Genomic DNA, 26,303 nt, shown 5'->3' with positions numbered 1-26,303 from the left:
TTAACCTGTTCGGCGGGGTTCCCAGCGGAAGAGCCGGGCGGCCAGCGCGACGGCCACGACCACCCAGGCCAGCGTGGGCGCGAGCAGGAGCAGCGAGTCGGTGACGGCGACGCCGCCGTTCCAGGCGTTGACGACCAGCTCGGTGGCCGAGCCACCCGGCAGCAGCCGCTTGAGCAGGGCGAGGTCTTCGGTGCCGCTGATGCCGACCCAGCTGGCGACCGCGATGACGCCGAGGCTGACGGGCAGGGTGGTGACCTGGGCGTGCTCAGGGGAGTTGGTCAGCCCGGCGGTGGCCAGGCCCAGGCCGACCATCATCGCCACCGTGGCCAGCAGGGCCACCGCCAGCAGGGCGATGTCGTCCGGCATGCCGGTGACCACGCCCAGCACGGTCAGGATCACGATCACCTGGACCAGCGCGATGACGGTGACCGGCAGCACGAGCCCGGCCAGGATGCCCGCGTCCCCGGCCGCGGTGGACCGTAGCCGCTTCATGAACAGGTTCTGCCTGCGTGACGCCATCGTGGTCACCGCGCTGGTGTAGAGCCCGAACGCGCACACTGTGAACATCACGATCGCCGCGATGTAGCCGAGGCTGCCGAGCTGCGCGAAAACCTCGTGCTGGTAGATGAAAAACGCGCTGATCGCGACCGGCACCACAAAACTGTTGATCAGCACCGACCGGTTCCGGAAGATCTGGACCAGCTCGCCACGAGCGATCGAAAGCATGACTGCGTATCCCTTTCTGGGAAAGAACTGGTTAGTCGTCGATGGCGCGGAAGACGTCGTCGAGCCGGGTCGGGCCCGCCTGCAACTCCTGTAGCTCCACCGCGTGGTCCTCCGCCCACCGCAGCAGGACGGCCATGTCCTTCTGCAGGCGATGGGTCTCGATGAGGAACTTCCCGTCGCTCTCCCGCTTGCCCGGCAACGGCAGCGCGGGCGCCGACGGCGGAAGAGCGAAACGGATCATCGCCGGCAGGGTGCGGGTCAGCTCGGCGACGGTCCCCTCACGGTGGAAAGTGCCGCGGTGCATCAGGCCGACACGGTCGGCGCGCTGCTGCGCCTCCTCCAGGTAGTGCGTGGTGAGCACGATGGTCGAGCCGTCCTCGCGCAGCTTGTCCACCGCGTCCCACAGCGCGTCACGGGACTGGACGTCCAGCCCTGTCGTCGGCTCGTCCAGGAACACCAGCTCCGGCGTGCCGTACACGGCAGTCGCGAAGTCCAGCCGCCGCTTCTCACCACCGGACAGGTGCGACACCTTGGTGTTCGCCTTGCGGGTGAGGTCGACGATGCCGAGCACCCGTTCGACCCGGTCGGTGCGCTGGGTGAGTTCACCGATCAGCCGGACCGACTCCCGCACCGTCAGATCCGGGGAGAAGCCGCTCTCCTGCAGCATGATGCCCATCCTGGGCCGCACGGCGGCCCGGTCCGCCGGGCTGTGCCCGAGCACCCGTACCGTGCCCGACGTGGGTACGCGGTGGCCTTCGATGGTCTCCAGGGTCGAGGTCTTGCCCGCCCCGTTCGTGCCGAGCAGGGCGTAGAACTCGCCCCGGCGCACCTGGAAGGACAGGCTCCTCACGGCGTGGAAGTCGCCGTACTTGACGTCGAGCCGGTCGACGTCGATCACGGGTGGTGAAGTCATGCTCCTAGCTCACCGGCCGGAGTGGACAGTCACCAGTACGGCCACGTCACCAGTTCGCCATGACATCGCTTGCGGGAAGATGTGACGTGACGTCACTGGCGCGACCACCCCGGCCGCGGCGATGCTTCAGGAGCAGACTCTGCTGTTCCGACCTCGGAGAGCCGCCCATGGACACCAGCCAGTGAGCCCGGCCCATGCCGTCGCGGACGAGACCGGGCCGCGGCGCACCGAACCGGCTCGGGGACAGTTCCGCCGGCTCAACCTGACCATGTTCTTCCCGCTGATCGCCGTCGCCGGGACGCTCACGGTGGCGATGGACGCCCGCTCCTGGTGGGAGGCCGTCGTCCTGGGCGCCGGTGTGGCGGCGGCACTGGTGGCCTTCACCAGGTGGACGGCGGGCGAGGTGATGCGGGTCGCGGTCCCCTGCCTGATCGTCACCGCGGCCGTGTGGCCCTTCGCCGTGCTGGTGGTCGGCGGTTCGGCGGCGTTCTCCGGCGTCGCCTCGGTGGGTTCCTTCGTCATCCCCCAGCTGCCCCGCCACCGGATCGCGGCCGCCGCCGGGCTCGCCGTCTACGTCGCCGCGGTGGGCGCGGCGCGGTTGCTGGTGTCGCATGGGGACATTCCCCAGGTGCTGTTCCGGTACGTCCTCTTCCCCACGGGCATCACCGTGGTGATGATCGGTCTGATGTTCCCCAACAAGCGGTTCTACGACGTCGTCGACGAACTGGAGGAGGCGCGGGAGCGGGAGGCGGAGCTGGCCGTCATCCGGGAACGCGTCCGGTTCGCCGGCGATCTGCACGACATCCAGGGCCACACCCTGCACGTGGTGAAGCTGAAGACCGCGCTCGCCCAGAAACTGGTGGACAGCGACACCGAACGGGCCAAACAGGAACTGCGCGAGATCCACGCCCTGGTCAGCGACACCATCACGCAGACCAAGGAACTCGCCTACGCCCAACGGCGGCTCAACCTCTCCGCCGAGCTGGAGAACGCGAGAAACCTCTTCGAGGCCGCGGGCATCAAGGTGCGCGTCAACCGCGAAGCCGACGTCGACCAAGGCGTGAGCGAACTGCTCGGCCTGGTCCTGCGCGAGACGACCACCAACATCCTGCGGCACGCCGAGGCGACGCGAGTGCGGATCACCCTGTCGGCGTCCAGCATCACGATCGTCAACGACGGCGCCCAGCGGGCACCGCTGCCCGAGCTGCGCGGCCTGGCCAATCTCCGGCAACGCGTCGCCGCCGACGGCGGTGACCTGACGGTCGAACAGGACAACGGGCAGTTCCTGACGGCCGCGGCGTTCCCGCACCGTTCCGAAACACGGGAGAACCGATGACCACCGTGGTGCTCGCTGACGACGAAGTCCTGCTTCGCAAGGCACTGGCCGCGCTGCTCCCGCTCGAGGGTGAGATCACTGTGCTCGCCGAAGCGGAGAACGGCGAGACCGCCGTCGAGGCCACCCTGCGGCATCAGCCCGACGTGCTGGTCATCGACCTCGAAATGCCCGGCGTGGACGGGCTCGGCGCCGTCGCGCGGATCCGCCGCACCCGGCCCGGCCAGGTCATCCTCATGCTCACCCGGCATGCCAAACCCGGCGTGCTGCGCCGGGCCCTCAAACTCGGAGTGCAGGGGTTCGTCAGCAAATCGGCCGAACCGGCGCACATCGCCACGGTCATCGCCACCCTGCACGACGGAAAGCGCTGGATCGACCCGGACGTCTCCGCGCTCGCCCTGGTCGACGACTGCCCCCTCACCGACCGGGAAATCGACGTGCTGCGCGCGACCCGCGACGGTTACTCCGTCGCCGACATCGCCACCCGGCTGCATCTCGCCCAAGGCACCGTACGCAACTACCTGTCCAACGCCATGCAGAAAACCCAGACGCAGACGCGGCACGAAGCCGCCCGGTACGCCCGCGAACACGACTGGCTGTGAACGTTCAGTCCTGGTGACGCAGCTGGGCGTTGAGCCGCTGCGCTTCGTGCAACTGGTCTTCGAGAGTCACGATCCGGCAGGCAGCGGCCAGGGCGGTCCCCTGATCGACCAGCTCCCGCACCCGGGCGGCCAGCCGCAACTGGTAACGCGAGTAACGTCGATGCCCGCCGCTCGAGCGCTGTGGCTCGATCAGCTTCGCCTCGTCCAGGCTGCGCAGGAATCCCTGCGTCGTGCCCACCATCTCGGCGGCCCGCCCCATGGTGTAGGCGGGGTAATGCTCGTCGTCGAACTTGTCGCCCGCTGACGCGGACGTGTCACGCGGATCAGGGATCATCGCACCTCCACATCACGAAGAGCCCCGGCGCACGTCGCGCCGGGGCCCAAGGTTGGGTTCATCATTGTCCGCCGATCGCGAGACCGGCTTCCTGTACCCGCGTCCACCGGCGAGCCGGCTGCCACGGGGATCGCTTGTCTGTAACCGAGAACCACCTGCCAATCCAGTGGGACTGCGGTACCCGCGCGGCGAAGGGCTACAGCCGCCGCGGGCGATCAGATGATGCGACCCTTCCCTTCTCTCTCGAATGTTCGCTGTCGTGAGTACTGCTGTGACGGTCACCGCCTGGAACCCCTTACCAAGACCGGCCCCAGAACGCCTGACTCGACACGGGCCGGCGGCCGGAGCCGTCGACTGCCCGGCTCCGGCACACCTGACCGTCTTCACTGCGATCTTCGTACTGCTGTACTGCTACTTCACCAGCTTCGTGAGCGCACCAGCTCCGCCCACGTCTTGCACTACCTCTTCGGGGCCCCTACTTGCCTTCGAACCTCGGCCCCGGCACTTCCCGGTCACCAGGCGTTGACTGAACCACCTCGATGACCGTCTTCGTCTCACCCGCGGGTAGTTACGTAATCTCCCGCGCCTGATCGACTTTGTCTCTCTCGTACGAGAAGAACACTACACCCATCGGTCGCAGAATGTCTACTCCAGCCACCATAGATTTTCTGGCGCGTGAGGGGAGGGGCACGGCGGCGGGCGGGACCATCCCCGCTCTTCGGACCTGAAACCCACATCGCCCGTGGTCGCGGACGCCAGGTTCCCGCGCTTACCCGGGGATCGGCCGTGCCGCTCCCGCACTCGACGCGACGGCGGGCCGCGCACACGTCACGGATGGCGCCCTCCGCGGACCCGCACACTCCTGACCGTCCACTTGTTCCATACCCCTCGTGAGTGTTTGTCAGGGTTCTAACCCTGATAAACATTCACGAGGGTGAGAGGCGGGGGTGCTTCCGGCATTCTTGCCACAACAGCAAGTTCTCGTGCCAGATCAGCGACCGGCCGGTGAGACTGGGCCCGTTCTCACCACCCGCAAAAGGCAAGGACACATGACCCGGTCGTTGACACGCGCCGTCACCACCCTCGCTCTCACCCTCCTACTCGCCACGGGCACTGCCGCCTGCTCCACGCCATCCGCGAACGATGTCGCCACCCACAGCGTCGCCACCCACAGTGCCGTCACCAAGGACGATCCGGCGTTCGACGGGACCTTCCGGCACGAGTTCGCGGACGTCGACGGCGTGCGCATGCACTACGTGACCGGTGGCAGCGGCACACCGGTGGTGCTGATCCACGGCTGGCCTCAGACCTGGTACGGCTGGTGGCCGATCATGCCCGCGCTCGCCCGGAACCACACCGTCTACGCGGTCGATCTTCCAGGACTCGGCGACAGCACCGGCTCACCGACCGGCTACGACAAGGCCACCTTGGCGCGGTACGTCCACACGCTGATCGCAGACCGGCTGAAGGTCCGGGACGCCGCCGTCGTCGGGCACGACCTCGGCGCCGCGGTGGCGTTCCAGTACGCCAGCCAGTTCCCCGACGACACCGCCCGCCTCGGCTACCTCGACCTGCCGCTCCCCGGGCCCGCGATCGACGCGGCCACCTACCGCTCGCTGAGCTGGCACATCGCCTTCCACTCGCAGCGACAGGTTCCCGAGACGGTCGTGCGCGACGACGTCCGCGAGTACCTCGCGCTGTTCTACCCGCAGGTCTCGTTCGGCGGGAAGGCCTTCGGGGGAACCTCGGACCGTTCTCCGTTCACCGACAAGGAGATCGACGAGTACGCGCGGACCTACAGCCGGCCCGAGGCGCTGTCCGGCGGTTTCGAGCTCTACCGTGCCCTCGACAAGGACGTCCAGGACACCGCGGCGGCGGCTCCGGTACAAGCCCCGGTCCTGCTCATGACCGCCCAAGGGCAACTCGGCGCCATCCAGGCCACAGTCGCCCCGCGGATGACCAACATCGTGCGGGCGGTGGACGTGCCCCGGGCCGGACACTGGCTCGTCGAGGAGAACCCGGAGTTCGTCACCACGGAGGTGCTGCGGTTCCTCGGCGGCTGACTGGTCGTGCCGCCGATCTTCGGCGGCACGTTGCGCCAACCGGCGGAACTTTCGCACGGATCTGCGCTTCTTTTGTTGACTTCGAGCGGAAGTGACCCTCTGCTGGGAGGGACGAGGTCGTCGCGCGAGGGCGAGGGCCGCGTCAACGGCCCCAAGGAGGTAGGCCCCATGCGGCTGTTCGCTGCCCTGCTCGCCGCGGCGATCGCGGTCCCCCTGCTCCCCGCCCACGTGTCCGCCGAGGCCGACATCCCTCCCCAGGAACCGGGCGTGACGATGCGCGTGTTCGACGTGCAGGTGCCCCTGACCGACTACTGCAAACTCAAACCAGGCCAGACACCGAACATCGACAAGATGATGCCGGTGATCGACTGGTCGGGCAACGCGGACTTCGGCATCGCTGATCGATTTGTCACCGAAGTAAGCGCTTACCTTCACGTGACCAGCGCCGGAACCTACGACTTCCGGCTCACCAGTGACGACGGCGCCCGGTTGCTGCTCGACGGCATCCAGGTGATCGACCACCCCGGCCGCCACGGCGCGACCCCGAAGGACGGCTCGATCCCGCTGGCCGCGGGGCACCACGCGCTGCGCATCGACCACTTCGACGCCGACTTCGACCAACGGCTGAAGCTCGAGTGGCGCCCGCCGGGCGCGAGCGGGTACACCGTCGTGCCGAACTCGGCGCTGAGCACCGACGCCGACGTCGTCAGGGTCACCTCACCCGGCCGCAAGCAGTGCGAGGGCGTCACGGACTCCCCCGGCGACGGCCTGCCGCTGACCGGCGTGCATCCGGCGTACACGCTGACAAACCTGCGTCCGGACGGCTTCGAGCCGCAGGTCACCGGGATGGACTGGCTGCCGGACGGCCGGCTGGCCATCTCCACCTGGGGCGGCGACCGGCTGACCGTGCTCGGCGAGGTGTTCCTGCTCGACGGCGTCACCGGCACCACCGACCCGTCGAAGGTGACCGTGAAACGGATCGCCCACGGCCTGCGGGAACCGATGGGGCTCAAGTACGTCGACGGCACCGTCTACGTGTCCGAGAAGCACCAGCTGACCGCGCTCGTCGACAACACCGGCGACGAGGTCGCCGACGACTACCGCAGGATCGCGACCTGGCCGTTCGGCGGCAACTACCACGAGTTCGCGTTCGGCCTGCTGTACAAGGACGGGTACTTCTACGTCACCACCGGCATCGCGATGGTCCCCGGCGGCGCGACCGCCAACCCGCAGCCCGCCAACCGGGGCAGCACCCTGAAGATCAACAGGGCCACCGGCGACGTGTCCTATGTGGCCAGTGGGCTGCGCACGCCCAACGGCCTCGGCTGGGGCCCGGAGGGCGACGTCTTCGTCACCGACAACCAGGGCATGTTCATCCCCGCGTCGAAGCTGGTGCGGATCAAGCACCGGGGCTTCTACAACCACTACATCAACCCGGCCGGGCCGTACGACACCATGCCGGTGACCGAACCCGTGCTCTGGTTGCCGCACAACGAGATCTCCAACTCGCCAAGCAACCCGATCGTCCTGCCCGGCGGTCTGTTCGAGGGCCAGATGGTGTTCGGCGACGTGACCTACGGCGGCCTGCAACGCGCGTACCTGGAGAAGGTCGGTGGCGAGTACCAGGGCGCGGTGTTCCGGATGACACAAGGGCTCGAGTCCGGGGTGAGCCGGATCAGCCTCGGCCCGGACGGCGCGATCTACACCGGCGGCATCGGCTGGGAAGGCAACTGGGGGCAGGCGGGCAAGCTCAAGCACGGCTTGCAGAAACTCAGCCTCGGCAGCAGCGCCGACGCGTTCGACATCCACAGCATGCGGGCCGTGAGCGGCGGCTTCGAACTGGAGTACACACAGCCGCTGTCCGACGAGACCGTGAAAGACCTCGCCGCGAAGTACAAGGCCCAGCAGTGGCGATACGTGCCGACGCCCCAGTACGGCGGGCCGAAGGTCGACGAGGAGAACCTCGGCGTCACCTCGGCGACGCTTTCGCCGGACCGCAAGAAGGTGACGCTGACGATCGCGGGCCTCAAGCCGGGCCGGGTGGTGTACCTGCGCTCGCCGCGCCCGTTCAGCTCGGCGTCCGGCGCGGAACTGTGGAGCACCGAGGCGTGGTACACGCTCAACCGGCTGCCCGACGGCACGACCGCGCCGCCGGAGTACGAGGCGGAGTCCGCGAGGCTGACCGGCGGAACCGGGTGGAACACCAACCACACCGGCTATTCGGGCGCCGGTTTTGTCGACCGCAACTGGGAACCGGGCAGCACCACCACGTTCGCGGTCCGGCCCGCGCGGGCGGGCCGGCACGACATCGCCCTGCGGTACGCCAACGGCCCGAACCCGAGCCCCAACCCGGTGTCGAAGTCGATGAGCCTGTACGTCAACGGCAAGAAGGAGAAGCAGATCTGGCTCGCCGCCACCGGCAGCTGGAGCAAGTGGGCGACACACGTGGAGACGGTGACGCTGCGCCCCGGCCCGAACACCATCTCCTACGTCTACGAGCCGACCGACACCGGACACGTGAACCTGGACAAGATCACGGTGACGCCGACGAACCGGGTCACGTTGTTCGACGGCACCGGCCTCGGCGCGTGGGAGACGACATCCGGCGGCCCGGCGACGTGGCCCGTGGCGAACGGGTCGATGGAGTCGTTCGGCGGTGACATCCGCACGAAGGAACGGTTCGGCGACTTCCGCATGCACGTCGAGTGGTACGAGCCGGACTACCCGCCGGAGGTCACCGGGCAGGCCCGCGGCAACAGTGGCGTGTACATCTATGAAAGCTACGAACTACAGGTGCTGGAGTCCTACGGGCGACCGCCGGAGCTCAACGGCGCCGGTTCCCTCTACCTGAAGAAGGCGCCGGACGTGAACGCGGCCGGGCCGACCGGCACCTGGCAGACGTACGACATCGAGTTCCGGGCCGCGCGCTTCGACATGACCGGCAAGAAGGTGGAGAACGCGCGGATCACCGTGTGGTGGAACGGAAAGCTGGTGCACAACAACGTGCCCGTCGACGGCCCGACCGGCGCGGGCAAGCCGGAGGACCCGGCGCCGGGCCAGATCAAACTGCAGGACCACAACGATCCCGGCGCCAACCCACGGTTCCGCAACATCTGGATCGAACGGCTCTGACGGCGCGAGGTGTCTTTCTCACTTCGCGCGAAGAACAGGACACACCCTGGCCGCTTCCCCTGCGACTGTTGTCCGCGTAAGACATCAAGTCCACTGAGGAGCGACCTTGTCCGTCACGACCACAACCCACTTGAACTTCCGCGGCGACGCACGTGCGGCGCTGGAGTTCTACCAGTCCGTGTTCGGCGGCCACCTGGCCGTCGTCACGTACTCCGACGCCGGGAACGTCCAGGAGGAGTCCGAAGCCGACCAGGTGATGTGGGGCCAGGTGCTCGCGGAGAACGGCTTCCACGTCATGGCCTACGACGTGCCCGCGCGGATGGGCTACGACCAGGGCGAGAACTCGTTCTTCCTCTCCCTGCGCGGCGAGACCGTCGACGAGGTCACCGGCTACTGGGAGAAGCTTTCCGACGGGGCGGCCGTCGTGGTCCCGATGGGCCCGGCGGGCTGGGCTCCCGCCTACGGGATGCTGCGGGACCGTTTCGGCGTCGTCTGGGTTGTCGACGTCGTCAGCGAATACAACGGCTGACGCACTCCGCCACCGGGGACGGGAGGCTCGCTCCCGTCCCCTGCCCCAGGCGTCGCGTGAGGATGCGCCCGGGAATTCCCGTCAGCCCAGGCCGCGGAACGCGTCCCGGAGCTGTTAAACCGGTGTTTCCGCCGTGGCGGTGAGGACCGCGCGGCCCAGGATGTGCGAGGCCATGGTGAAGCCGAGGAGGGCCGGGGTGGCGTCAGCCGGGACGTCGAGCGACGCGACGTCAAGGGCGTGCACGACGAAGAAGTAGCGGTGCGGTCCGTGCCCGGCCGGCGGGGCGGCGCCGATGTACCGCGCCAGACGGGCGTCGTTGGGGAGTTGACGGGCACCTTCGGGCAGGCCCGAGCCGGTGTCGTCACCCGCGCCCTCGGGCAGTTCGGTGACGGTGGCGGGAATGTCGGCGACCGCCCAGTGCCAGAACCCGGACCCGGTGGGGGCGTCGGGGTCGTAGACCGTGACGGCGTAGCTCTTGGTGCCTTCCGGGGCGCCGCTCCAGGACAGGTGTGGGGAGCGGTCATACCCGCCGGGAACGCCAGCGGAGAACTGCTCGACCGGCAGCGTGGCGCCGTCGGAGATCGTGGTGCTGACCACGGTGAAGGAGGCCGCCTCGGGCAGGCGGGCGAAAGGGTTGTTGGCGCTCATCAGGTCGTTCCTTTTCAAGCCGTGCGGGTGGAGTGGCGGCGCGCTGCCACAATCGACCATAACACAGATAATCGATTATCTGTGTGGCCGTCTATGATGTGGGGATGACGTGGATGACGGGCGACTCGGCCCCGCCGGGCAAGCCGATGCTCTCCGAGCAGGTCTACAAACGCTTGCGCGACGCCATCATGCACGGCGACTACGCCCCTGGTGACGCCCTCAAACCGCAGGATCTCGCCAAGGATCAGGGGGTGAGCCTGGCCGTCGTGCGCGAGGCGCTCGTGCGGCTGGTCGGCGAGGGCTTCGCCGACCGCCTGCACAACCGCGGCTTCGCCGTCCCGGCCTTCTCCGACCGCCGCTGGCAGGAGATCGCGGAGGCCCGCCGGACCATCGAACCGGCCGTGCTGCGCCTGTCCATCGAGCGCGGCGACCTCGACTGGGAGGCCCACGTGCGAGCCGCCCACCACCGGCTGGCCCGGACCCCGGCGTTCACCCCGGACGAAAGCGAGCACTACAGCGACGCGTGGGCCGAGGCCCACCGGCTGTTCCACCGCGCCTTGCTGGAGGGATGCGGCAACCCGGTTCTCCTGGAGACCTTCGACCGGCTGTGGACCGCGAGCGAGCTGGCTCGCCGCTGGTCCGCCCTCCGCATGCCCGGCCGGGACTACCTCGGCGAGCACCGCCGGCTGGAGGAGGCGGCGCTGTCCCGTGACGCCGACGCCGCGGCCGAGGCACTGACCCGGCACCTCACCGTGACGGCAGCCGCGCTGGCCGGTCACGAACCCGCGGCGGAGTCCTGACCGGCACGCTCACAGCACCCGCTACGTCAGGAGTGTCCGTTCAGGTTCGGCAGATAGGTTTCGCCGTAGTCGACGAGGATCGAACCGTACGGGTTGGTCTTCTGGTCGAAGGCGTTCTCCAGCGCCACCACCGCACCGATGGTCTGCGCCCGGAACCCGCGGCCCGGCAGCGGCATCCGGACGAGGAACTCGACGAACATCGCGTTGACCCGCCGCTCGTCGATGGCGATTTCCCGCCCATGGCCGTCAGGCCTGTCGACGAGCTTGGTCGCCGTGTTGGCGAAGACAGCGGCATTGGCCGCCCCTTCCGCGCCCATCAAACTCTGGTACCTCGTGCCGTCACCCAGCCCTAAGGCGTACGCCGGATACCTTTCGTAGGCCTCTTCCCAGTAGGCGAGGTCGTCAGCGTCATCGAGCACAGCACCCATGTAGACACCCAGGATGCGCCCGTTGAGCAGAGACGGCCGGCGGCGCGGTGACCGGTTCGGCGGCCACTGCGCGAGGAACAGTCCCCATTGACCGACCAGCGCCCGTTCGTGCCGAGGAACGTGTTTCCGCTCCACCCGGGCGATCCGCACCGGAGGCGACTTCAGCGCGTGGCCTCTGGTCAACCGCCTGATCTCGGCGGCGACTGACTCTCCGAGCACCGGCCACGCCGCCTCCAGCTGCTCGTTGGTCACGGTCACGGGCAGCCGGTGATCGTCGGGATCGCGGGCTATCGCCTTGAACACCGACTTGTTCCTCAGCATCGTCGCGGTGATCTCGTCCGCGCGGGCCACGATCCGCGGATGCACCCTGCCGTCGGCGTCGGCGAACGGCTCGTACACCCGGTTCATCGGGTCACGCGCGGAACGCCACGGGAACGCCCTTTCCAACGCCTGCACCGGCGCCACCTGCTGCTTCACGATGCGCACGATACGAGGTCGATCCGGCGATGATCACGTCTGTCCCGGACAGCGGCGTTCGAGACGCCCACGGCTCAGGTCCGCGTCGCAGGCACGCGGCCGGTGCGCTACACATGGGTGAGCCACACACGCCCCGGAAGAACGAGTATGGGTGGAATTTTCGTCAGCTACCGCAGCGGACCGCATTCGGTGATCGTCGGCGCGCTCGAAGACCGGCTGCGGCACTACTTCGGGGACGACCAGGTTTTTGTCGACCACCAGATGACACCGGGCACTCCGTATCCGGACGAACTGCGGACACGACTGCTCGCCAGTGACGTGGTCGTCGCCGTCATCCATGACGGCTGGCTTGCCGAGTTCGCCAAGGAACGGCCGAAGGACTGGGTGCTTTTCGAGATCGACACCGCGTTGCGGACACCCATTCCGGTGATTCCGGTGGTGTTGGAGGACCTCGATCCGCCACAGCGGCACGACCTGCCGGACGAGATCGCCGAGATCGCCGTTCTGCAGGTCGCGCGGGTTCGCCGCGCGACGTTCCGTGCGGACATCAATCACCTCGTGCACATGCTGGAGCGGTACGTGGCACCGGCGACCGTGCCACCGCCGAAGCCCGCGGCGAAGCGCACACCGAAGCGAGTGGTCAGCCGGGTGGCCGCCTGGGCACTGGCCCTGTTCCTGATCACGCCGATCCTGCTGCTTCCCGACCCGGACGACCAGCTCTGGGAGTGGTTCACGTTCGCCGCGTTCGGGTCCACGGTGATTCTGGCCGGCCTGTCGCTGTCGACGATGATCTTCGTTCCGCTCGTCAAACGATGGACCTACCGGTTCGACGTCCAGGCGGGCACGATGACTTTGAGCGAGGCCACGAAAAGAAGGTGGCTGGTGCTCGCCCTGGCGATGCTCCCGTTCGTCTACTTCCTCTCCAAGTTCGGCACGAAGGAGGACGGCGCGTGGCAGGAGTGGGAAGTCTGGTACCTGATCGTCGTCGGCATCGTGGCACTGTTCCTGGTCCACCGGTCATGGCGGCAGTCCGCCGCACGCGACCATGACTGGCCGCCACCGGTCTCCACCGAACCGGCGGTGTTCCGGCGGGCGGCCAACCGGTTGTACGAACGGCTGACGACCGATCCCGACTGGCGTGGCACCCGGTCGCGGGCCAACCAGCTGGAAGCGGAGTCGGTGTACCACGACCTGATGGACGTCCGGCAGGCGTTGCGGGACCGAGCCGCGAAGTCGTTGCCGCAGTGGATCAAAGCGGGGTGTTCCGGCGAGATCGTCGCGTACCTGGGCTGGCTGGCGAGCATCCTCGCGCTGGAGATCGTCGCGGCGGCCCTGGCCCCGGTGGCGATCGGGCCGTACCGGCTCATCGGCGTGACCGTCGCGGCGGCGGTGGCCTTCACGGCGGCGAAAACCGTGGCCGAGTTCTACGCCGATCGCCGGGACGTCGCCCGGTGGATCGACGAACTGACGACCTGGCAGGCCAAGATCGACCCGTTGGTGTTCACCACCCGATGACCGGGCGGGCGAACCGGCTGGCTCGTCGACGATCAGGAACCTTCACACGTCGGCCGTGGACCGGGTGCGATACGCCGCCACCAGTCCGAGCAGGACACCGGCGGCGAGCAACACCAAGCCCCGCAGCCACACGCCACCTTCGACCTGGGTGAACAGCAGCACGCACGAACCGGCGCCGAGCACCGGGATCACGAGCGGCACCCGGAAATAGTCGCCGTCCGGTTCTCTCCTGCGCAGCACGACGACCGCGATGTTGACCGCCAAGAACACGATGAGCAGCAACAGAACGAGGGTGGAGGCCAGCACGGCGACAGTACCGGTCAGAGCCAGCACAACAGCCAGCGCGGTGGTGGCGGCGATCGACACCCACGGCGTACGCCGGCGCGGCAGCAGTCGCGTGAGGACGCCGGGAAGCATGTCATCACGCGCCATCCCGTAAGCCAACCGGGAAGACATGATCCCGGTGAGCAAGGCACCATTGGCCACCGCGACGAGCGCGATGAGGCTGAACACCCACAGCGGCACGGCGCCGGCCACGCGCACGACCTCGAGCAACGGGCCGCTGGACGACGCCAACTGGCTCGTCGGCACGGTCGTTGCCGCGACGATGCCGACCAGCAGGTAGATCACGCCCGCAGTGCCGAGCGCGGCGAGCAGCGCACGAGGGTACGACCGGCGCGGGTCACGGATCTCCTCGGCGAGGTTGACGGAGGTTTCGAAGCCCACGAACGAATAGAACGCCAGGACCACCGCGCCGAGCACCCCACCGGCGGCGTCCTCACCGGCCACACCGATCTCCCCCAGCCGCGCCACGTCGGCGTCACCGCGCATGATCACCCACACGCCGAGCACGACGACGAGGACCAGTCCGCCGACCTCGATCAGTGTCGCCACCACGTTGGCGCGCAGGGATTCCTTGATGCCCCTGGCGTTGACCGAACCGAGCACGACCAGGAACACCGCCGCCACCAACGGAACCGGCAAGCGGACGAACTCGCCGAGGTAGTCCCCGGCGAAGCCGCGCGCCAACGCCGCGACGGACACGATGCCTGCCGCCAGCATGCAGAACCCGACCGCGAATCCGGCGAACGGGCCGAACGCGTGCCGGGCGTAGTGCGCCGCGCCACCGGCACGCGGGTACTTCGTGGCGAGTTCGGCGTACGAACACGCGGTCAACGCCGCCAGCACCAAGGCGATCACCAGCGGCAACCAGACCGCGCCACCGGAGCTCCCCGCGACTTCCCCGATCAGCACGTACACGCCCGCACCCAGGATGTCGCCCACGATGAACCAGTACAACAACGGAGTACTGACAACGCGTTTCAGCGTCGTGTCCGAGTTCTCGCGCACCGGCTACGGCTACCCGGTCCAACGGTGAACAAACCGGGACGAGTCCGTCCACCATGGCATGCCGGGCACTTCCGCACTTCTAGAACGTGTTCTAGTCTGACGTGATGGTTCCTGACGTGCTGGCTCCGGCGACACTGGGCCCGGTCAGCCTGCGTAACCGGGTGATCAAGGCGGCGACGTTCGAGGGCAGGACCCCGGATGGCCTGGTGAGCGACGCCCTCGTGGACTTCCACGTGAGCTTCGCGCGCGGAGGCGTTGGGATGACGACGGTCGCCTACCTGGCCGTCTCCGCCGAAGGCCGTACCCATGGCGCGCAGATCCACGTACGCGAGACGGCCCTGCCTGGTCTCACCCGGCTTGCCGACGCGGTCCATGCCGAGGGTTGTGCGATCAACGGCCAACTCGGGCACGCCGGGCCAGTCGCGAACGGACGCTCCAACGGCGTGCACGCGATCACCGCGTCAAGAATGCCCAATCCGCTGTCGATGCAGATGATGCACGCGGCGACCGAGGCGGACCTGGCGCGGATCACGCGATCGTACGCGTGGGCCGCGCGTCTGCTCGTACGGGCCGGGTTCGACTGCCTTGAGATTCACATGGCGCACAGCTATCTGATCAGTGCGTTCCTGGCACCCCGGCTCAACCGCCGCAGGGACCGCTGGGGCGGTTGCCTGGAGAACCGCGCACGGCTGGCCCGGCAGGTGGCCCAAGCGGTGCGCGACGAGGTCGGCGACGAGGTCGCGGTGATCGCGAAGTTCAGCCTGAGCGACGGCTTCACAGGCGGCCTGGGCACGGCGGAGGCGATCGAAGTCGCCGCATGGCTGGAGTCCGACGGCACACTCGACGCCCTGGAGCTCAGCGGCGGCAGCTCGCTGATGAATCCCATGTACCTCTTCCGCGGCGATGCCCCACGGCGGCAGTTCACCGCCGCCATGCCGCTGCCGGTACGCATCGGCCTGCGCACGATCGGCCGGCGGTTCCTCAGGCAGTACCCCTACCAAGAAGCCTTCTTCCTCGACAAGGCACGCCGCTTCCGGTCCCGCCTGACGATGCCACTGGTCCTGCTCGGCGGCATCAGCCGTCTGGACACCATGCGCCGGGCGATGGCCGAGGGCTTCGAGTACGTCGCCGTCGGACGTGCCCTGCTACGTGACCCCAACCTGGTCAACCACCTGGCGACCGGCACCGGGTTCACCGCCTGCATCCACTGCAACCGTTGCGTGCCCACGATCTACGACGCGGCAGGAACCCGTTGCACCGTCCCGGACCAGCGAGTGGAGTGAAACGTCAGCCGGCCCGATCCGGCCACCTGGCCCCGTTGCGCCGGCACCAGTCCCGCCGCCCAGTCCAAAGCGGACAGTGGCGGCCGAATTCGGGCACTCGAAGCCGCCGGTGCCGTCGAGGTGACGCCGGGCAGGGTTCGTCGCACCCCACGAGTGCGACAGGCGCCGCCCGGTGCTTGCCTGCCCAGCGTCACTCGGCCACGGTGTCCGCTCCCGCAACCGCGCCTGCGCGCGGCGACTCGTACTCTGACTGGTTGCGGGTCGGCATTTTTTGCGCGATAGTACGGAGAATGGTCAGTGACCACCTGTCTGAGGCGTTCGACCTGGTTGAAGTCCGTGGTGTGCTGTCAGGCGGATTCGCGGTGCGCGGCCCCTGGGTGTCGCGCACGGCCATGGATACTCCGTTGAAGTTCATGGCGATGGTGTGCGGCCGTGCTCGGCTGAGCACCGACGGGATCGACGGCCCGATCGAGCTCGAACCGGGCGACGTGGTGATCCTCAACAACCGGTCGTGGCTGGAGCTCAGGGGCGGCACGGGCGACGGGCCGATCCGCGAGATCACGCCCACCGACCCCGCCGACCGCTTCATCGGCGCCAACTGCGGCACCGACGACGTCCTGTTCGGCGGTCGCGTCGACCTCAACCCAGCCGGTCAAGCCCTGCTCCTGCAGGCGCTTCCGCCGGTGGGCCACGTCCGGGGATCGGCCGCCACGGCGGCCAACCTGCGCGGCACTCTGCACCGGTTGCTGGACGAGGTGACCAGCGACCGGATCGGCTCGGCCTTCGCGATCCGCCAGTACGGCCAGCTTCTGCTGCTCGAAGTCCTGCGGGCCTACGTCGGCCAGGCCGAACTGCCCCCGGGATGGTTGCGGGTGCTGACCGACGAACGGTTGCGCCCGGTGGTCACCGCGATGCACACCGAACCCGGAAAGCCTTGGGGCCTGGAGGAACTGGCGCGCGCGGCGGCGATGTCGAGGACGTCGTTCGCCGAACGCTTCCGCGCCGTGGCGGGCATGCCGCCGCTGGCCTACCTCAACCGCTGGCGAATGCTGCTGGCGCAACGGGCCCTCCGGGACGGCGATGTCCGCGTCGGATCGCTGGCCGCCGAGCTCGGATACGCGTCCGAGAGTGCGTTCAGCACCGCCTTCAAACGAGAGGTGGGCGTGTCACCGCTGCGCTATCGGCACCGTGTGCGCGACGAACTGCCCGGCCGCGCGGAGTCGCTGCCGAACTGATGCCCGTGACGGGGTACGAGCCGGGGCCGGTTCGCGGCCCCGGCTGTCGTGTCGAGATCAGACTTCGCCCGCGGCCAGGTCGACGCCGGAGTAGTCGGCGGAGAACCAGCGATCCGGCCGGATGACGAACAGCACCTGGCCGGCGCCGTCCAAGCCGTTGGCGAACGCGCGGCCGGCCGTTTCACCGAGGTAGCGGATCGCGATGGCTTCGCGAACCTCGATCGGCGAAGGGCTGACGGCGTCCACCACGGTGCCCTCGACGACCACGTACTGGTACGGCGGTTCCTCCCGCTGCACCACCAGCGTCACCCTGCCGGCGTCGCGGATGAGCCTGGCTTTCCGCCGGGAGGCCGCGGTGTTGATCCGGATGTGGCCGCCGGGTTCGTAGTCGTACCAGATCGGGACGCTGGCCGGCGGGCGCCCGTTGTCCGCGGCGACCGACAGCACGGCGATGTGCTTGTCGGCAAGGAATTTCTGACGTTCGGTCTCGGAGAACGCAATCGACATGAACTGCTCCTATGCGGTGACGGTGAAATCGGTCTCGGCGGTCATCCCCAGCGGCGACCAGTAGTCGCGGTAGCCGGCGATGTGCCCGTCGCGCACGGTGATCACGCTGATGTAGCGACGCTGGTAGGTCTCGCCGGTGCGAACCATGAGTCCCTCCACTTCCATCTCGACGACGATCACCTCCGGGTCGGTGGTCTCGTGCACGGTCAGCGCGGTGAAGCGCTTGATGTCGAAGACATCGGTGTAGCCACTCAGGTACTCGCGCACCGCCTCCCGGCCATCCAGCCGGGTGGGCCAGCCAGGCGGGGCGAACGGGAACTCCATGGTGCCGTCGGTGGCCCACAGGTCGGCGAAGCCGGACATGTCCTTGGCCAGCAACAGCTCCTGGGCCTTGTCGAGCAGTTCACGCGGTGTCATCAGAGGCTTCCTCGAATGGTCGAGACGGTACCGTCTCGACCAGTATACGGCGGACGGAACGGTACCGTCCGTTCGTTAGACTGGTCCCCATGAGCCGTCGTACGCCGTCCGGGGCCGCCGTGCTGCAACCCGGTGTCACCGCCGCCATCACCGACGCCGTCTTCGCCGAGCTGGTGGAGCGCGGGTACGCGCGGCTGTCCATGGAAGGCGTGGCCAAGCGCGCCGGCACGGGCAAGAGCGCCCTGTATCGCCGGTGGTCCACCAAGCAGGAAATGGTGCTGGCGGTCCTGGCCGAGATCAGCGTGCCCCTGGCGGAAATCGAGGACACCGGCACGCTGCGCGGGGATCTGCGTGCCACAGTGGCCGCCGTCGCCGCCTGGCTGACCGAACCGCCGTTCTGCCGGATCGTCCCCGACCTGGTCGCCGAGGCCACGCGGACGCCCGAACTCGCCCAGGCCATCGCGGCCGCCGTCGGCGAGCCCCGGCGAGCGCTCGGCCGCGGGAAGCTGGAACGCGCCATCGCCCGCGGCGAACTGCCCGCCGACACCGACCTGGAGATGGCCCAGGACCTGATGGCCGCCCTGGTCTACTGGCGGATGGTGGTGCGCCAGGCGCCGGTCGAGCCGGACTACCTGGACCGGGTCACCGAGACCGTGCTGCGCGCACTGGGCGCCACGTCGAGGAAGACGTGACACGCCAAGGGAACCGGGCACCACGAGCCTGACTGGCGGTAGGCGATGTCGGGCGGACCGCCCGGCCGAGCGGGCGGTCCCGATCGCCGCGGTCCCGCTCAGGGAACCAGTTTGTCGAGCGTGATGGGAAGGTCCCGGACTCGTCTGCCGGTGGCGTGGTGGACGGCGTTGGCAACGGCCGCGGCGACCCCGGTGATGCCCACCTCCCCCAGGCCCAGCAGGCCGAGGGGCATGGTCGGGTCCGGGTCGCCGAGCCAGCTGACGTCGATCGCCGGGATGTCGGCGTGCACGGGCAGGTGGTACTCGGCGAGGCTGGGGTTCATGATCCGGCCGGTGCGCGGATCGAACAGGGTCTCCTCGGCCAGTGCCATGCCGATGCCCATGATGATGCCGCCGCGCAGCTGGCTGCCCGCGGTCTTCGGGTTGATCACCCGGCCGACGTCGAACACGCTGGTCCACCTGGACACGCGCAGTTCGCCGGTGTCCTGGTCGACACGCACCTCGCAGAAGTGCGCCCCGGTGGCGGCCCGCAGGTAGCGCCGGTCTCGCATGACCTGACGCATCATTCTCATCTGCCCGGTCACCTTGCCGAGCCGGGTGTCGGAGCCGACCGCCGCCTCGACGTGCGGCACACCGGCCTTGGCCAGGACCGCCTTGGGGGCCTGGCCGACCGCGCCGGATCGTTTGGCCAACGACTCCAGCGATGCCCGGATCTTCGCGCACGCCTCCAGGATGCTGTTGGCGACGCTCGCGGTCTGCATCGAACCACCGGCCATCGGCGCCGAGGGCAAAGCGGAATCGCCGTACTCGACCCGTACGGCGTCGAACGGCACGCCGAGCGCGTCGGCCGCGATCTGGCCCTGCACGGTCGCGCCGCCCATGCCCATCTCCTGGAACCCGCAGCGCACCAGGACGGTGCCGTCGGCCGACAGCCGGACCGTGACGTTCGAGGTGAACAACATCAACGGGTGGAACGCGGACGCGACGCCCATCCCGACGAGCCAACGTCCGTCGTTCATGGACCGTGGCTGCGGTGACCGGGCGGACCAGCCGAACCGGCGCGCGCCCTCCGCGTACGCCTCCCGCAGCATCCGGTGGGCGAAAGGCTTGCCGTCCACCGGATCGCGGTCAGGCTCGTTGTGCATCCTCAGGTCGATCGGGTCGATGCCCAGCACATCGGCGAGCTCGTCGATCGCCGACTCCAGGGCGAACGTTCCGATCGACTCGCCCGGGGCGCGCATCGACGTCGTCGGCAGCACGTCCTGCTCGACCGCTCGCTGTTCCAGCAGGATGTTCTCGGCGGCGTAGAGGTGCCGCGACTGGGTGGTGATCTGCTCGGGCATTCCACCGGTCCGGCCGACGCGGGCCACGCTCTGGTGGATCAGCGCGGTGAGTTTGCCGTCCTGGGTGGCGCCCAGTGCGACGCGCTGGATGGACGGCGTGCGGCCGCCGACCGTCCGGTAGACGCCTTCCCTGGTGAGGGTCAGCCGGACCGGCCTGCCGGTGGCGCGGGCGGCCAGCGCGGCGAGCACCGTGCCCGGCCAGACGAACGCTTTGCCACCGAAGCCGCCACCGACGTACGGGGCGATCACGCGGACGTTCGCCTCCGGGATGCCGAACCGCAGGGCGAGGTGCGTACGGAACCAGCCGATGCTCTGCGTCGCGTCGTGGACGGTCAGCCGGTCGCCGTCCCAGGCGGCGGTGGTGGAATGCGGTTCGAGCGCGTTGTGGTTGTAGGGCGGCGTGGTGTACTCCGCGTCCACCGAGACCGCCGCGCCGGCCAGCGCGGCCGCCGCGTCGCCTTTCTTCGCGCCGGCCGGCAGCAGCGGGTTGCCCTTCTGCACCTGGGCTTGCAGCCGGGCCGTCACGAAGTCCACTGAGGACTCGGTCGTCCGGTACGTGACGTCGACCAGGGCGGCGGCCTCCTTCGCCGCTTCCGACGTCTCGGCCACGACGACCGCGACCGGTTGACCGTCCCAGTGCACTTCGTTGTCCTGCAGGTAGTTCACCGACGTCCCGGACACGATGGAGCTCATGTTGAGCATGCTGACCCGGGGCGCGGGCTTCAGCGGAGGCGCGTTCTCCGGCGTGATCACCTTGATCACACCGGCGATGTCCGCCGCCCTGGTGGTGTCGATGGCCGTGATCCGCCCTCGGCTGATGGTCGCGTGCACCACCGCGGCATACGTCAGCCCGGGATACGTGTGCTCGGCCGAGAAACGAGCGGTTCCCGTGGTCTTGGCCACGCCGTCGACCCGGTCGACCGGCGTGCCGACGCTGCCGGTTCGCTGCTGTAAGGCGGTCATGCGGCATCCCCCTTGGTGACGAGCTCCCGCAGCACGGCGACGATCGTGCGTTCCGCGAGCCCGATCTTGAACTCGTTGCCCGGTCGCGCGGTGGCCGCGGCGAGCTCGGCCGCGGCCGCCTGCCGGAACGACTCCTCGGTGGCCGGCGCGCCCAGCAGGACCTCCTCGGCTTTGGTTGCCCGCCAAGGCTTCGCCGACACGCCGCCGAGCGCCAGCCGCACCTGCGTGACCGTGGTACCGGTCACCTCCAGTGCGGCGGCGACCGAGACCAGTGCGAAGGCGTAGGACGCGCGGTCGCGGACCTTGCGGTAGCGCGAGTTCGCCGCGACGGCCACCGAAGGCAGCTCCACCGCGGTGACCAGTTCATCGGCCGCCAGCGACGTTTCCACATGCGGGGTGTCGCCTGGCAGCACATGGAACTCGTTCATCGGGATCCGGCGAACGCCGCGCGTACTCTCGACTTCCACAGTGGCGTCAAGCATGGCGAGTGCCACGCACATGTCCGACGGATGCGTGGCGAGGCAGTTGTCACTGACGCCGAGAATGGCGTGGTTGCGGTTGAAACCGCCGATCGCGTCGCACCCGCTGCCCGGCGCCCGCTTGTTGCACGCGGCCGCGGTGTCGTAGAAGTACAGGCAGCGGGTGCGTTGCAGCAGATTCCCGCCGACAGTGGCCATGTTGCGCAGCTGAGCCGACGCGCCGAGCAGGATCGCCTGGGACAGCACTGGATACCGCGACCTGATCAGCGGGTGCGCCGCCAGGTGGCTGTTACGCACCAGCGCGCCGATCCGTACCCCGCCGTCGGGCAACAGGTCCACTCCGGTCAGGGGCAGGCGCGTGATGTCGACGATCGTGTCGGGCTGTTCGATGTTGCCCCGCATCAGGTCGACCAGGTTGGTCCCGCCGCCGAGGAACTTCGCGTTCGGCGAGCCGGCGATCGCGCTGACCGCGGTCGGCACGTCCCGTGCGCTGACGTAGGCGAACGACTTCACGAGGAAACCTCCTCGGTGTCCAGGGCGGCTGTTTCCTGGATGGCCTTGACGATGCCGTTGTAGGCACCGCAGCGGCACAGGTTGCCGCTCATCCGTTCCCTGATCTCCTCTTCGGTCAGTTCGCCCGGGTCGGCGTCGGGCTCGGTGACGGCGCTCGGGGCACCGTCCTTGTACTCGGCCAGCATGCCGAGGGCAGAGCAGATCTGGCCGGGCGTGCAGTAGCCGCACTGGAGGCCGTCGTTGCGGACGAACGCCGTCTGCAACGGGTCGTCGACCCCCTCGATGGTGGTGATCTCACGGCCGTCGTACTGCACGGCCAGGGCGAGGCAGGAGTTGATCCGCTCACCGTCGGCCAGGACCGTGCAGGCCCCGCAGGCGCCCTGGTCGCAGCCCTTTTTCGGGCCGGTCAGCCCGAACCGCTCACGCAGCGCGTCGAGGAGGCTGACCTGGGGCGGGATGTCGAGACTCCGGGCCTGCCCGTTGACTCTGATGGTTACGTCGACCACCTGTTTTCCTCCCACAGCGGTCAGTGAACGGCGATCAGTTAAGAGAACAACGTCACTTTATTAAGAGTCTGCCGTTCTGTAAACCGCGAACGTATGATGTCTGAGAGATGCCTCAGACAAGTTTTCGCCGAGCCAGGCGGCCGGAGCAGAAGCTGGAGCGGCGCACCGCTATCCTGCGCGCCGCCCGTGAGCTGGCCGTCCGGTCAGGGGTGCGCAACGTCAGCCTAGGTCACATCGCCGCCGAGGTCTGCCTGGCGAAGTCCAACGTGGTGCGCTACTTCGGCACGCGCGAGGAGATCTACCTCGAGCTGACCATTCAGGAGATGCGGGACTTCGCCCAGGACATGCACACCCGCCTGGCGCAGGCCAGCGGGCTGGAGAACGTGACCGACGCCCTGACCGAGGCACTGGCACAGCGCGAACTGTTGTGCGACCTGATCAGCGAATGCGCGACCAGCCTGGAGCGAAACGTCTCCCTGGACGTGGCACGCGCCTTCAAGCTGGCATCGATCCGCGCCGCCGGGGAGGTCGGCGCCGACATCGCCCGCGCGGACCCGCGGCTGACCGAGGCCGAAGGCCTGGAACTGGCGAGCGCGGCGGTCCTGCTGGCCGGCGTGCTGTACCCGTTGGCCACTCCGCCCCCGGTGATCGAGCAGCTCTACGCCCAGGACCCGGCCATCGCCGCGACCCGCCCGCATTTCGTGCCCAGCCTGAAACGGGCGCTGATGGCGATGGGCACCGGCTTGCCGGCCGTGCGTGAACCGGCCCCGTCCTCGCCGAGTTGACCCTGACGCCGCGTGAGTGTTTAGGGTCCGCGGACATGGCGATCACCGTTATGGACACGTATTCGGCGATGAGGCGCGTTCTGCGGGCCTCGGCCGAGGACCGTGCCGGCTTGCTGAAGTCGATGCTCGAACCGATCAGCGGGATGTACCGCTACGCCCCGGGGAAGGTCGATCTCGCGGAGATGCACCGTGTGGCGTCCGGGTTTCCGATCGACCGCGACGAGGAGCGTTGCCTCGACGCCCTTGAGACGCTGGCTGAGGCCGGAGCCTGGGAACGGATGCAGGACGCTTTCAACGCCGGGCTCGCCGTGCAGCTGGCGGCGACGCCGGGTCTGCAAGCCCCGGACATCACCGTGCTGCTCGTGCTCGGCGACCCCGGCGACGACCTCTTCATGGGGCCCAGCCTCGGCGTCGCCGGAAGCGGCGGATTCTCCGGCTACATCCTGATCACCCTGTGGCCGTTCCCGGAGAACCTGGCACGGCTGGAGGCCACGGCCGTGCACGAGCTCAACCACAACCTGCGCTTCAGCCCGGGCGGGGTCGTGTGGGATCCGGCGACCGTCACGGTCGGCGAGCACGTGGTCTCGGAGGGCCTGGCCGACGCGTTCGCCCGCCAGCTCTACGGCGACGAATTCGGCTACGCCCGCATCGGCGTGCCCCACCTGCACGACGACGCGGTCTTCGCGAAGGTGACGACCGGACTGGACGTGACCGGCATGCAGAACTTCACCGCCTGGGTACACGGCGACACCCACGCCGAACGCTACGGCGCCACCCCGGTGGGACTGCCGACCGGCGCCGGATATGCCGCGGGCAACAGACTGGTCGACGCCTACCTGGCAACGACCGGACAGACCGCGGCAGAGGCCCTGCACGCCGACAGCGCGAAGATCATCGCCACCGCACTCCAGGCCGACTAGCCGGTCAGTGCGGCGATCGCCGGCCCGAACGCGACACCCAGCAGGTAGCAGAGGTTGATCAGGCCCACCGTTGCCGCACGGTACCTGCTGGGCACAGCGTCCGTCGCCCGGACGGTGAGCACTGCCTGCCCGGTGGCCGCGGCGAGGGACCCGAGGGCCATCGCGATGATCAGCAACGGGATCGGTGTGCCGAGCACGACCAGGCATACGGCCAGCAGTCCCGCCCCGGCCAGGCAGCCGGGGACCAGCCGTGGCGCGACCTTGGCAGCCGCCGTGGCGAGGACCCACGATCCGAGGCCGCCCACCAGGTAAGGGACCACCATCACGGTCCCCACCTCGCCGGTCGTCCACACTGACCGGTCCGCGAGCAGCCGCGGCGCCGCGTACAGAATGCCGAAGTTCACCACGGCGAGCGCGAAGCTCAGCGCCGCCGACGTGCGGAACTGCCCTGTCCTGACCAGGATCGCCGGCAGGAAACCGGACGGCCGGCGACGCAGGTGCATCCCCAGGAGCAGCACGGCGCCAACCACCACCGCCGACGCCGGAAGCGGTTGGTGCGGAACGGCCGTGCACGCTGTCACCAGTGCGACCACCAGGATCGCGCCGACAGTGTCGAATGGACGGTCGGAGTCGCTGTCCACGGGCTGTGCCCGCGCCGCGATCACCGGGATGGCGAGCAGGCTGAGCGCGGGGAGCGCGAACACCGCCCGCCAGGACAACTCGTCGGCCACAAGCGCACCGGCCAACGGCGCGACCGCGCCGACCGAAGCCAGCGTGGCCGTGATCAGTCCCATGGTCGCGGCCGAACCGGCGAGGTGCATCGCGACCACGGTCAGACCGGCGGTCCCCAGAGCCTGTAGCGCGCTGCCGACGACCAGCACCAGCAGCGTGGGCACCGTAACGGCCAGCAGCGTTCCCGCCGCTACGAGCAGACCGCAGACAAGAAGCGTGCCGCGAGTGCCCTTGTGGCTCAGCAAACCGGCCAACAGCGGCGTCCCCACCGCTATGCCCCACCCGAACGCGACGACGATCATGGTCGCCGACGCGACGGAGACGTCCAGTGCCGCCGCGGCTTGCGGCAGGACCAGCGCCGATCCCGCGATACCGAACGACATCGGTCCGGCCAGCAGCGCCAACCACGCGGACGGCACACGAACGGTCGCTGTCGTCATCACACCAGGACCGCTTTCCGTGCCTCGGCGAGCGCGCGGAGCTCGTCCACCATCGCGGCGAGGGTCGTCTGCGCCGCCGGGTCGCGTAGCTGCCCGTTCTCGTCGAAGGCCGTGTCGGCTCGCGGAACGCACAGGCTCCGCCCGACAACCCTCGCGCCACAGACTTCGAGCACCTTACGCAGGTCACGCTGGGACCACTCGGCGCCGTAGTCGCTCGGGCTCACGCCGGCAACCGCCACCGGCTTGTCGACCAGAACGCCCTCCAGATACGGCCGCGACATCCAGTCCAACGCGTTCTTCAGCTGGCCGGGGATCGTGCCGTTGTACTCCGGAGTCGCGATCAGCAGGGCGTCCGCCCGCGCCACCTCGGCGCGCATCGCGCTGACTGCCTGCGGGGGTTCGTCCTCATGGTCCTCGTTGAAGGGCGGTATGGTCGCCAGGCCGTTCCACAGGTGCAGGTCCGTCAGACCGGCGGCGGTACGCAGCAGGCGGGTGCTGTGCGAGCCGGCGCGCAGACTGCCGGAGATCGCCAGGATGTTCATGTTCGGTCTCCCTCCTTCTCGGTGTGGGTCCACCGTGCGGGAGGGCACTTACGGTGTTCTTCCCGCGCACTTACGGCGCGCCGATATGCTGCGGTA

Annotated in this window: 25 protein-coding genes; 12 read left to right on the top strand and 13 right to left on the bottom strand. The window is 68.8% G+C overall.

The features are described from left to right. Positions 1–726, bottom strand: coding sequence for an ABC transporter permease (locus GC106_RS42885; protein WP_173141941.1), 726 nt, complete (start codon positions 724–726; stop codon positions 1–3). A gap of 31 nt (positions 727–757) precedes the next feature. After that, the gene (locus GC106_RS42880; protein ID WP_173141940.1) at positions 758–1,639 is read right to left on the bottom strand and encodes an ABC transporter ATP-binding protein; all 882 of its coding nucleotides are present in this window, start codon (positions 1,637–1,639) and stop codon (positions 758–760) included. 268 nt (positions 1,640–1,907) lie between these two features. Here GC106_RS42880 and GC106_RS42875 point away from each other — a divergent pair, with 268 nt between their 5' ends. Both GC106_RS42875 and GC106_RS42870 read left to right on the top strand, forming a co-directional pair. Further along, positions 1,908–2,975, top strand: coding sequence for a sensor histidine kinase (locus GC106_RS42875; RefSeq protein WP_173141964.1), 1,068 nt, complete (start codon positions 1,908–1,910; stop codon positions 2,973–2,975). Next, positions 2,972–3,574 carry a response regulator transcription factor gene (locus GC106_RS42870; protein ID WP_173141939.1) on the top strand — a complete coding sequence of 201 codons (603 nt, stop codon included), beginning with the start codon at positions 2,972–2,974 and terminating at the stop codon, positions 3,572–3,574. Before GC106_RS42875 ends, GC106_RS42870 begins: the two co-directional genes overlap by 4 nt. A gap of 4 nt (positions 3,575–3,578) precedes the next feature. On the opposite strand, the gene GC106_RS42865 is transcribed toward GC106_RS42870, so the two are convergent. Further along, on the bottom strand, positions 3,579–3,908 hold the full coding sequence (locus tag GC106_RS42865; RefSeq protein ID WP_173141938.1) for a MerR family transcriptional regulator: 330 nt from the start codon (positions 3,906–3,908) through the stop codon (positions 3,579–3,581). Between the two features lie 1,049 nt (positions 3,909–4,957). Here GC106_RS42865 and GC106_RS42860 point away from each other — a divergent pair. The 3 genes from GC106_RS42860 to GC106_RS42850 all read left to right on the top strand — a co-directional run bounded on the left by GC106_RS42860 (position 4,958) and on the right by GC106_RS42850 (position 9,632). After that, positions 4,958–5,971 carry an alpha/beta fold hydrolase gene (locus tag GC106_RS42860; protein WP_173141937.1) on the top strand — a complete coding sequence of 338 codons (1,014 nt, stop codon included), beginning with the start codon at positions 4,958–4,960 and terminating at the stop codon, positions 5,969–5,971. Between the two features lie 168 nt (positions 5,972–6,139). After that, the gene (locus GC106_RS42855) at positions 6,140–9,103 is read left to right on the top strand and encodes a 3-keto-alpha-glucoside-1,2-lyase-like domain-containing protein (protein ID WP_173141936.1); all 2,964 of its coding nucleotides are present in this window, start codon (positions 6,140–6,142) and stop codon (positions 9,101–9,103) included. Positions 9,104–9,209: 106 nt separating this feature from the next. Beyond that, positions 9,210–9,632, top strand: a complete 423-nt coding sequence (locus GC106_RS42850) for a VOC family protein (RefSeq protein ID WP_173141935.1) — start codon at positions 9,210–9,212, stop codon at positions 9,630–9,632. 114 nt (positions 9,633–9,746) lie between these two features. Here the strand turns inward: GC106_RS42850 and GC106_RS42845 are convergent, their stop codons facing one another. Beyond that, on the bottom strand, positions 9,747–10,280 hold the full coding sequence (locus tag GC106_RS42845) for a YbhB/YbcL family Raf kinase inhibitor-like protein (protein WP_173141934.1): 534 nt from the start codon (positions 10,278–10,280) through the stop codon (positions 9,747–9,749). 146 nt (positions 10,281–10,426) lie between these two features. On the opposite strand from GC106_RS42845, the gene GC106_RS42840 reads away from it, so the two are divergent. Continuing rightward, a complete protein-coding gene (locus GC106_RS42840) occupies positions 10,427–11,080 on the top strand; it encodes a GntR family transcriptional regulator (RefSeq protein WP_173141963.1) in 654 nt (217 codons plus the stop codon). A 26-nt stretch (positions 11,081–11,106) separates the two neighbouring features. Here GC106_RS42840 and GC106_RS42835 read toward each other — a convergent pair whose 3' ends face one another. Further along, entirely contained in the window at positions 11,107–11,985 is an 879-nt protein-coding gene (locus GC106_RS42835) for a hypothetical protein (RefSeq protein WP_173141933.1), read from the bottom strand. Between the two features lie 147 nt (positions 11,986–12,132). Between GC106_RS42835 and GC106_RS42830 the strand changes: the two genes are divergently transcribed. After that, complete coding sequence (locus tag GC106_RS42830; RefSeq protein ID WP_173141932.1) at positions 12,133–13,500, top strand: toll/interleukin-1 receptor domain-containing protein; 1,368 nt, start codon at positions 12,133–12,135, stop codon at positions 13,498–13,500. 42 nt (positions 13,501–13,542) lie between these two features. Here GC106_RS42830 and GC106_RS42825 read toward each other — a convergent pair whose 3' ends face one another. Then, positions 13,543–14,850, bottom strand: coding sequence for an APC family permease (locus GC106_RS42825; RefSeq protein ID WP_312873350.1), 1,308 nt, complete (start codon positions 14,848–14,850; stop codon positions 13,543–13,545). 104 nt (positions 14,851–14,954) lie between these two features. On the opposite strand from GC106_RS42825, the gene GC106_RS42820 reads away from it, so the two are divergent. Together GC106_RS42820 and GC106_RS42815 are read left to right on the top strand one after the other, a co-directional pair. Next, positions 14,955–16,133, top strand: a complete 1,179-nt coding sequence (locus tag GC106_RS42820; RefSeq protein WP_173141931.1) for an NADH:flavin oxidoreductase — start codon at positions 14,955–14,957, stop codon at positions 16,131–16,133. 290 nt (positions 16,134–16,423) lie between these two features. Then, positions 16,424–17,368, top strand: a complete 945-nt coding sequence (locus GC106_RS42815) for an AraC family transcriptional regulator (RefSeq protein WP_173141930.1) — start codon at positions 16,424–16,426, stop codon at positions 17,366–17,368. Positions 17,369–17,425: 57 nt separating this feature from the next. Here the strand turns inward: GC106_RS42815 and GC106_RS42810 are convergent, their stop codons facing one another. Together GC106_RS42810 and GC106_RS42805 are read right to left on the bottom strand one after the other, a co-directional pair. Beyond that, entirely contained in the window at positions 17,426–17,875 is a 450-nt protein-coding gene (locus GC106_RS42810; RefSeq protein WP_173141929.1) for a pyridoxamine 5'-phosphate oxidase family protein, read from the bottom strand. 9 nt (positions 17,876–17,884) lie between these two features. After that, positions 17,885–18,292, bottom strand: coding sequence for a nuclear transport factor 2 family protein (locus GC106_RS42805; protein ID WP_173141928.1), 408 nt, complete (start codon positions 18,290–18,292; stop codon positions 17,885–17,887). A gap of 89 nt (positions 18,293–18,381) precedes the next feature. On the opposite strand from GC106_RS42805, the gene GC106_RS42800 reads away from it, so the two are divergent. Continuing rightward, positions 18,382–18,984 (top strand): TetR/AcrR family transcriptional regulator, encoded by a 603-nt coding sequence (locus GC106_RS42800; protein WP_173141927.1) that lies wholly within the window; start codon positions 18,382–18,384, stop codon positions 18,982–18,984. A gap of 98 nt (positions 18,985–19,082) precedes the next feature. Here GC106_RS42800 and GC106_RS42795 read toward each other — a convergent pair whose 3' ends face one another. The 3 genes from GC106_RS42795 to GC106_RS42785 are packed head-to-tail and all read right to left on the bottom strand — an operon-like array spanning position 19,083 to position 22,788. Continuing rightward, entirely contained in the window at positions 19,083–21,290 is a 2,208-nt protein-coding gene (locus GC106_RS42795; RefSeq protein WP_173141926.1) for a xanthine dehydrogenase family protein molybdopterin-binding subunit, read from the bottom strand. Beyond that, positions 21,287–22,282, bottom strand: a complete 996-nt coding sequence (locus GC106_RS42790; RefSeq protein ID WP_173141925.1) for an FAD binding domain-containing protein — start codon at positions 22,280–22,282, stop codon at positions 21,287–21,289. Before GC106_RS42790 ends, GC106_RS42795 begins: the two co-directional genes overlap by 4 nt. Beyond that, a complete protein-coding gene (locus GC106_RS42785) occupies positions 22,279–22,788 on the bottom strand; it encodes a (2Fe-2S)-binding protein (RefSeq protein ID WP_173141924.1) in 510 nt (169 codons plus the stop codon). The genes GC106_RS42790 and GC106_RS42785 overlap by 4 nt, the downstream gene beginning before the upstream one ends. A 107-nt stretch (positions 22,789–22,895) precedes the next feature. Between GC106_RS42785 and GC106_RS42780 the strand changes: the two genes are divergently transcribed. Continuing rightward, entirely contained in the window at positions 22,896–23,573 is a 678-nt protein-coding gene (locus tag GC106_RS42780) for a TetR/AcrR family transcriptional regulator (protein WP_173141923.1), read from the top strand. Between the two features lie 35 nt (positions 23,574–23,608). After that, positions 23,609–24,493 carry a DUF2268 domain-containing putative Zn-dependent protease gene (locus tag GC106_RS42775; RefSeq protein WP_173141922.1) on the top strand — a complete coding sequence of 295 codons (885 nt, stop codon included), beginning with the start codon at positions 23,609–23,611 and terminating at the stop codon, positions 24,491–24,493. Here the strand turns inward: GC106_RS42775 and GC106_RS42770 are convergent. Together GC106_RS42770 and GC106_RS42765 are read right to left on the bottom strand one after the other, a co-directional pair. Next, positions 24,490–25,665, bottom strand: a complete 1,176-nt coding sequence (locus GC106_RS42770; RefSeq protein ID WP_173141921.1) for an MFS transporter — start codon at positions 25,663–25,665, stop codon at positions 24,490–24,492. The two genes, GC106_RS42775 and GC106_RS42770, sit on opposite strands and share 4 nt — an antisense overlap. After that, positions 25,665–26,207 carry an NADPH-dependent FMN reductase gene (locus GC106_RS42765; RefSeq protein ID WP_173141920.1) on the bottom strand — a complete coding sequence of 181 codons (543 nt, stop codon included), beginning with the start codon at positions 26,205–26,207 and terminating at the stop codon, positions 25,665–25,667. Before GC106_RS42765 ends, GC106_RS42770 begins: the two co-directional genes overlap by 1 nt. Positions 26,208–26,303 lie beyond the last annotated feature (96 nt).

It is taken from the genome of Kibdelosporangium persicum, from assembly GCF_013280595.1.
Lineage (GTDB): Bacteria > Actinomycetota > Actinomycetes > Mycobacteriales > Pseudonocardiaceae > Kibdelosporangium > Kibdelosporangium persicum.
Note: the sequence above shows the minus strand (reverse complement) of the source record. Positions and strands in the feature narration are given on the sequence as shown.

What these genes read in the sequence shown, in the direction of transcription:
- GC106_RS42885 (WP_173141941.1), bottom strand. Translation starts at nt 726, where the DNA reads ATGCTTTCGATCGCTCGTGGCGAGCTGGTCCAGATCTTCCGGAACCGG.
- GC106_RS42880 (WP_173141940.1), bottom strand. Translation starts at nt 1,639, where the DNA reads ATGACTTCACCACCCGTGATCGACGTCGACCGGCTCGACGTCAAGTAC.
- GC106_RS42875 (WP_173141964.1), top strand. Translation starts at nt 1,908, where the DNA reads ATGTTCTTCCCGCTGATCGCCGTCGCCGGGACGCTCACGGTGGCGATG.
- GC106_RS42870 (WP_173141939.1), top strand. Translation starts at nt 2,972, where the DNA reads ATGACCACCGTGGTGCTCGCTGACGACGAAGTCCTGCTTCGCAAGGCA.
- GC106_RS42865 (WP_173141938.1), bottom strand. Translation starts at nt 3,908, where the DNA reads ATGATCCCTGATCCGCGTGACACGTCCGCGTCAGCGGGCGACAAGTTC.
- GC106_RS42860 (WP_173141937.1), top strand. Translation starts at nt 4,958, where the DNA reads ATGACCCGGTCGTTGACACGCGCCGTCACCACCCTCGCTCTCACCCTC.
- GC106_RS42855 (WP_173141936.1), top strand. Translation starts at nt 6,140, where the DNA reads ATGCGGCTGTTCGCTGCCCTGCTCGCCGCGGCGATCGCGGTCCCCCTG.
- GC106_RS42845 (WP_173141934.1), bottom strand. Translation starts at nt 10,280, where the DNA reads ATGAGCGCCAACAACCCTTTCGCCCGCCTGCCCGAGGCGGCCTCCTTC.
- GC106_RS42840 (WP_173141963.1), top strand. Translation starts at nt 10,427, where the DNA reads ATGCTCTCCGAGCAGGTCTACAAACGCTTGCGCGACGCCATCATGCAC.
- GC106_RS42830 (WP_173141932.1), top strand. Translation starts at nt 12,133, where the DNA reads ATGGGTGGAATTTTCGTCAGCTACCGCAGCGGACCGCATTCGGTGATC.
- GC106_RS42820 (WP_173141931.1), top strand. Translation starts at nt 14,955, where the DNA reads ATGGTTCCTGACGTGCTGGCTCCGGCGACACTGGGCCCGGTCAGCCTG.
- GC106_RS42815 (WP_173141930.1), top strand. Translation starts at nt 16,424, where the DNA reads ATGGTCAGTGACCACCTGTCTGAGGCGTTCGACCTGGTTGAAGTCCGT.
- GC106_RS42810 (WP_173141929.1), bottom strand. Translation starts at nt 17,875, where the DNA reads ATGTCGATTGCGTTCTCCGAGACCGAACGTCAGAAATTCCTTGCCGAC.
- GC106_RS42805 (WP_173141928.1), bottom strand. Translation starts at nt 18,292, where the DNA reads ATGACACCGCGTGAACTGCTCGACAAGGCCCAGGAGCTGTTGCTGGCC.
- GC106_RS42800 (WP_173141927.1), top strand. Translation starts at nt 18,382, where the DNA reads ATGAGCCGTCGTACGCCGTCCGGGGCCGCCGTGCTGCAACCCGGTGTC.
- GC106_RS42795 (WP_173141926.1), bottom strand. Translation starts at nt 21,290, where the DNA reads ATGACCGCCTTACAGCAGCGAACCGGCAGCGTCGGCACGCCGGTCGAC.
- GC106_RS42780 (WP_173141923.1), top strand. Translation starts at nt 22,896, where the DNA reads ATGCCTCAGACAAGTTTTCGCCGAGCCAGGCGGCCGGAGCAGAAGCTG.
- GC106_RS42775 (WP_173141922.1), top strand. Translation starts at nt 23,609, where the DNA reads ATGGCGATCACCGTTATGGACACGTATTCGGCGATGAGGCGCGTTCTG.
- GC106_RS42770 (WP_173141921.1), bottom strand. Translation starts at nt 25,665, where the DNA reads ATGACGACAGCGACCGTTCGTGTGCCGTCCGCGTGGTTGGCGCTGCTG.
- GC106_RS42765 (WP_173141920.1), bottom strand. Translation starts at nt 26,207, where the DNA reads ATGAACATCCTGGCGATCTCCGGCAGTCTGCGCGCCGGCTCGCACAGC.